This is a genomic window from Aurantimonas marianensis (assembly GCF_024195285.1).
Taxonomy (GTDB): Bacteria; Pseudomonadota; Alphaproteobacteria; order Rhizobiales; family Rhizobiaceae; genus Aurantimonas; species Aurantimonas marianensis.
The window spans coordinates 1-4,989 of the sequence record NZ_JALHBS010000071.1 but is presented as its reverse complement, the minus strand read 5'-3'; the positions used below and the strand labels follow the sequence as shown (position 1 = coordinate 4,989).

The following is a 4,989-nucleotide window of genomic DNA, read 5'->3' as shown; positions in this document are numbered from 1 at the left end:
CGGCGTGATCGGCACGGGGCGGATCGGGCGGCGCGCGATCGAGATCGCCCGCGGCGTCGACATCCGGGCAATCGGTTCCATCTCGTGACGGCGGAACTCTCCGATATCGTCTTCTCGCTGTTCCTGATCTTCTGTCGGATCGGCACCTGCCTCCTGCTCATGCCAGGTTTTTCGTCCTCCCGCGTTCCGTTGCAGGTCCGGCTGTTCCTGGCTTTCGCTGTATCGCTGGCCCTGTCCCCGGCCTTGCTGCCGGTTCTGCAGCCGCTTGTGACAGGGTCGGGAGACAACGCCCGGCTGGCGCTGATGGTGAGCGAAATCCTCAACGGCCTGTTCATCGGGCTGCTCGGGCGCAGCTTCATGATCGCGCTGCAATTTGCCGGATATGTCATCGCCAATTCCATCGGGATGGGCCAGGCGATGGGCGTTCCGATCGATGACCAGAGTCCCGTTCCCGCCGTCGCTTCTCTGGTGACGCTGACCGCCACGACGCTGATCTTCGTTCTGAACCTGCATGCCGAAATCGCCAGGGCTCTCGTCGCCTCCTACAGCGCGATGCCCGCATCCGCGGGCTTCTCGGTACGCGGTTCCGTCGCCAACATCACGGACAACCTCGACGAGGCCTTCCTGCTGTGCCTTCGGATATCGAGCCCTTTCGTCCTGTATGGTGTCGTGGTCAATTTCGCGATCGGACTGGCCAACAAGCTGACACCGACGATCCCGATCTACTTCATCTCGTTACCGTTCGTGCTGGCCGGCGGATTGGTGCTGTTCGGCTATGTGATCAGCGATTTCCTGGTTCTGTTCATGCAGGACTTCGAGCAGTGGGTGCTGACCGGATGAGCGAAAACCGATCCAAACTCCACCGCTTGGAGCGCCTGATGAAGGTGCAGGGGCAGAAGCGCCTGCTCGAGGAATGGCGCTTGGGACATCTTCGCAAGGAACGCGACGAGATCGACCGGTCGGACACCGAACTCCTCGCAAGTCTTGGAACCGATTCACAGCTGCATGGTCTGTTCGTCGAGGCCAAGGTCCGCAATCTGAGACGCAACGACGCGGCTCGGCGCACCAATCTGGCCCACCAGAGCGAGACCGAAAAGAAGATTCAGTCGGCCCGTCGATCCGAGAAGGGCGTCGAGAAGATTCGCGACGAGGCGAGACGATCGACGGTCGTCGAGGATGAGGCAAGAGAATTGCAAGTCGGTGTCGACGGATTCCTGGCCCGTAAGCGGACAAGCTTCGAATAAGGCCGGCACGATACAAGAGGCGAACTTTCCCATCTTTGAGCCGACTGCCGCCGATGACCGTTTCACCCGTCCTCTTCGCCGTAAAGACCGAGCCGACGCAGACCGCGTCGAAGGTCGCCGATTCTCGTACGGTGAAGGATGCGGCCTCGGCTGATTTCGCGGCGCTTCTCGATGCGGCCACCACCGACGAGACGTCGTCGTCTCCGGTTGCGCCGATCATCCCGCTTGTTGCCCACGAGGCACGCGCCGTGCCGCCGCTTGAGCAGTTCGAAGGCTTCGTCCTGCGCAGTTTCGTGGAATCGATGCTGCCGTCCGAAGCTTCCAGCTATTTCGGATCGGGGACCGCCGGCGCGATCTGGCGTTCGATGATGGCCGAGGAGATCGGCAACGAGCTCGCCAAGGGCGGTGGAATCGGCATCGCCGCTTCGATTGCCAACGAACCCGGCGGCAGCTTCGGCGCTGTCGACGGACGCGATGGCGCCGGCGACAGCCTCAACCACATGCTCCGGCAACACGATCTCGCGCGGGCCGGGGCTATCCGCAAAGTCACCGCAGAATAGGAACGTCACCTTGGATACCATGCTCGCAAAGGCCGTTGATCGGCTGGAAGCCGCCCTTTCAACCGAGACCGACGCGCTCGGCGGCGGCAAGCCGGTCGATTTGATGGAGATCACCGCCCGCAAGAACCAGAGCCTGCTCGAACTCAGCCGTTTGGCGCGCCGTCCGGAGGCTCTGGAGGAAGATCCGGCCGCCCGGGAACGATTGACGGGTCTGGCCAAGGCGATTGAGAAGAACCGCCGCGCGCTGGAACTGCACGTTCGCGCCAGCCACGAGATTTCGGCGTTGATCGCCCGTTCGATCACCGACGCTGAATCCGACGGCACCTATAGCCTGCAACTCGGGCGTAAGGCCGCCCGGTCGTGATCAAACTGGTGGCTGTCGGTCTTTGGGTCTGCGTTGTGGCGCTCGGGTCCAGTTATGTCATGGCTTCGATGAACGCCGATGCCGCCACCGAAGGCACGGACTCGACCTATTTCGAAGGGCTCGATTACCGCAGGACCGGCAATATCACCATCCCGATGATCGCGGACAAGGCGATCCAAGGCTATATTCTCGCGCAATTCGTCTTCACGATCGACGGCAAGGTGGCGCAAAAGCTCCAGGTTCCGCCGGATCCGTTCATCCTCGACGAGGCATTTCGGCGTCTTTATTCGACCGACGGCTTCAACTTCGACGAGCCGCAGCGTTTCGATCTGAGCGCGTTGACCAGTTCGATTCGCGACGCGGTCAATGCCCGTTACGGGCAGGAGCTGGTGCACGAACTTCTGGTGGAGCAGTTCGACTACATCGCCAAGAAGGACATCCGCAACGGGCGGCCCGAGTCGCAGTAGGCCCATCGTCGTGCCCGGATAGGAGCGGTCCCGCACCGCGCTCTCGCGGCTAGGCCCGGGCCCCATCGCTGGTACCTAATCGGCAATCGCATAATAGCGGCCGGTCAGACGCAGGATTTCCGCTCGGTTGGCTGCGATAACGGGACCGGTAAAGCGCAGACCGATCTGGAGTCCGCGCGTCCAGACGAGCGTGCCCGCCTGGAACGTGCGATCGACCTCGTCAAACAGCTCGATCTGGGCCGGCAGACGACGCGCGGCGTATCGTCCGATACGCGCGCCCTTCGATGAGCGGTCGATTGCCGTGCCGTCTTCGAGGAACGTCCGTTCCAGGGTCACGATCTTCACCGGCTGGATTCGGGTGCGCCGACGGGGAACCATACGGTTCTCGGCGCGCGGCGAGGTCGAATGCATCGTCATGAAACGCATTGTATCGCGGCGATGGCAAACAAATCCTCAACGCGTGGCGGACCGACCAGCTCCTTCTTTCGCCGTTTTTGTCACGGTCGACTTGTTACGGCGACAAAACACCCCGCGGTTCGCTTGATTGCCGTTCGATCGCTAGAAAGCCTTAACCTGTGAATGCGATGTTCCTTAACGGAGGCCGTTGACCGGCCGTCACTGAACATCAAGGGTTCGAGGTTCCGTTGCCTGCTGTCCCATTCACGTTTCGCCGGGTGCCTGGCGCACGCTCGCCCGCCGATCCCGACTTGGCCACGGCCTGGTCCGACCGCGTCACGAATCTCATCTCGCTGGGATTGGGAATCCTGTCGATCGGGTTCTTTTCGGTCGTCACGATCATATCCACCCTGGACCCGGATTATTTCGACCGGCCGCTTCTCGACCAGATGATCACGGGTTCGACGGAGAAGCCCGATGCCACTGTGGAGGGCGCCATACCCGTGCCCAAGCTGGTGCGCTCGGCCGCGTTGACGCCGCGTGATTTCCAGATCGTCATGGTCTTCGGCGCCGAGGCGCATCTGGCCTCGCCCGGGGAGCTCTGGCGTGTGAGGGTCGGATCGCTGGTTCCCGGGCTCGGCGAGATTCTCGAGATCGAGCCGGGAGAGAACGGTGGGACCGTGCGTGCCGAGAACGCGACTCTGACCGGCGTCCGCAACTGAGAATTACCCCGCGCGACATCCGGCTCCCTGTCGTCTGAACGGTCCGGTTATTTCTTCTCCAGCAGCACCTGACCTTCCTTGCGGAGGCGGCCCTTGAGCTTTTCGGCGATCGCCGCAAGGAAGACGGGCAGATCGACCTCGACGTGCACAGCATCGTCGAGAACGTCGAGGCGCCCCGTCACGGCCTGGCCCATCACCCGCGCCCGGAAGTCGAGATGGTCGCCCGTCCAGACATCCTCGAACTTGACCATGCCGCCGAGCATGTCTTGCCGCAGCTTGCCGAAACTTTCCTCGATCCGCGTGCGGGCCGCCTCGCGGCTCAGCTTGTGGGGGATGTCGACCTTGATCGTTTCGGCCATCGGGAGCTCCTTGTTGCAACAGCCCGGCATATGGCGACGGCGTCTGTGCCTGGCAATGTCCTGCTGTTCCGTTGCATCGATTGGCGCCTGAAAAAAGGACGGCCTTGCGGCCGCCCCTTGCATTGCGATCATCGGAAAATGAAGGCTCCACTTGCGGAGCCCGCCTCGTCAACCGGCTGTGGCCGACCGGGTCTGTCCACCGCTCCGCCGGCGCCGGTTGCCGCCGCCGGGCTTGGCCTTGTTGCCGACCGCGGGACGCGCGCCGCGGCCTTCGCCGAAACGCTGGCCGCCGCCCGGGCGCCGGCCCTGCGGTTTCCCACGAGGTGGACGCTTCTCCTCGGCAGCGTTCAGATCGACATGGGCCGCGTAATCGGTCTTCTGCAAATCGAATGTCAGACCCGTCAGTTTCTCGATCTGACGCAGCTTCGAGCGCTCGGACGGATCGACCAGCGCCACGGCGATGCCGGATTTGCCGGCACGCGCCGTCCGCCCGATGCGGTGGACATAGCTTTCCGGCTCTTCCGGCAGGTCGAAATTCACCACATGGCTGATGTCGTCCACATGGATGCCGCGGGCGACGATGTCCGTGGCGACGAGCACGTTGATATTGCCGGACTGGAAGGCGGCGAGCGCCTTTTGCCGCGCCGCCTGGCTCTTGTTGCCGTGGATCGCGCCGGATTCGATGCCGGCCTTTTCCAGATCGGCGGACAACCGGTTGGCGCCGTGTTTGGTGCGGGTGAAGATCACCACCTTGGCGAATTCGGGCTGGGCAAGCTTTTCGATCAGCCACAGCTTCTTGGCCTTCTGAGGCACGAGATAGACGCTCTGATCGATCTTCTCGACGGTGATGACTTCGGGAGTCACCTCGACCCGGACC

Annotated in this window: 9 protein-coding genes; 6 read left to right on the top strand and 3 right to left on the bottom strand. The window is 62.8% G+C overall.

All coding sequences use genetic code 11. The annotated features are described in order from the left end of the window. The 5 genes from MJ956_RS12380 to MJ956_RS12360 all read left to right on the top strand — a co-directional run. Nucleotides 1-840, top strand: an 840-nt coding sequence (locus MJ956_RS12380) for a flagellar biosynthetic protein FliR (RefSeq protein WP_341482727.1), incomplete at its 5' end; no start/stop codon positions are given. Beyond that, nucleotides 837-1,244 carry a hypothetical protein gene (locus MJ956_RS12375; protein ID WP_253964763.1) on the top strand — a complete coding sequence of 136 codons (408 nt, stop codon included), beginning with the start codon at nt 837-839 and terminating at the stop codon, nt 1,242-1,244. The genes MJ956_RS12380 and MJ956_RS12375, both read left to right, overlap by 4 nt. Before the next feature lie 53 nt (nt 1,245-1,297). Further along, nucleotides 1,298-1,804 (top strand): rod-binding protein, encoded by a 507-nt coding sequence (locus MJ956_RS12370; RefSeq protein ID WP_253964762.1) that lies wholly within the window; start codon nt 1,298-1,300, stop codon nt 1,802-1,804. Between the two features lie 10 nt (nt 1,805-1,814). Continuing rightward, the gene (locus tag MJ956_RS12365; RefSeq protein WP_253964761.1) at nt 1,815-2,168 is read left to right on the top strand and encodes a hypothetical protein; all 354 of its coding nucleotides are present in this window, start codon (nt 1,815-1,817) and stop codon (nt 2,166-2,168) included. Then, nucleotides 2,165-2,635, top strand: coding sequence for a hypothetical protein (locus MJ956_RS12360; protein ID WP_253964760.1), 471 nt, complete (start codon nt 2,165-2,167; stop codon nt 2,633-2,635). Before MJ956_RS12365 ends, MJ956_RS12360 begins: the two co-directional genes overlap by 4 nt. A gap of 75 nt (nt 2,636-2,710) precedes the next feature. Here the strand turns inward: MJ956_RS12360 and MJ956_RS12355 are convergent, their stop codons facing one another. Next, on the bottom strand, nt 2,711-3,052 hold the full coding sequence (locus MJ956_RS12355) for a hypothetical protein (protein WP_253964759.1): 342 nt from the start codon (nt 3,050-3,052) through the stop codon (nt 2,711-2,713). Between the two features lie 290 nt (nt 3,053-3,342). Between MJ956_RS12355 and MJ956_RS12350 the strand changes: the two genes are divergently transcribed. Continuing rightward, complete coding sequence (locus tag MJ956_RS12350) at nt 3,343-3,753, top strand: hypothetical protein (protein WP_253964758.1); 411 nt, start codon at nt 3,343-3,345, stop codon at nt 3,751-3,753. A gap of 47 nt (nt 3,754-3,800) precedes the next feature. Here MJ956_RS12350 and MJ956_RS12345 read toward each other — a convergent pair whose 3' ends face one another. After that, nucleotides 3,801-4,112, bottom strand: coding sequence for a polyhydroxyalkanoic acid system family protein (locus MJ956_RS12345; RefSeq protein WP_253964757.1), 312 nt, complete (start codon nt 4,110-4,112; stop codon nt 3,801-3,803). Between the two features lie 168 nt (nt 4,113-4,280). Then, on the bottom strand, nt 4,281-4,989 hold a 709-nt coding region (locus MJ956_RS12340), incomplete at its 5' end, for a helicase-related protein (protein ID WP_253964756.1).

What these genes read in the sequence shown, in the direction of transcription:
- MJ956_RS12370 (WP_253964762.1), top strand. Translation starts at nt 1,298, where the DNA reads ATGACCGTTTCACCCGTCCTCTTCGCCGTAAAGACCGAGCCGACGCAG.
- MJ956_RS12375 (WP_253964763.1), top strand. Translation starts at nt 837, where the DNA reads ATGAGCGAAAACCGATCCAAACTCCACCGCTTGGAGCGCCTGATGAAG.
- MJ956_RS12355 (WP_253964759.1), bottom strand. Translation starts at nt 3,052, where the DNA reads ATGACGATGCATTCGACCTCGCCGCGCGCCGAGAACCGTATGGTTCCC.
- MJ956_RS12345 (WP_253964757.1), bottom strand. Translation starts at nt 4,112, where the DNA reads ATGGCCGAAACGATCAAGGTCGACATCCCCCACAAGCTGAGCCGCGAG.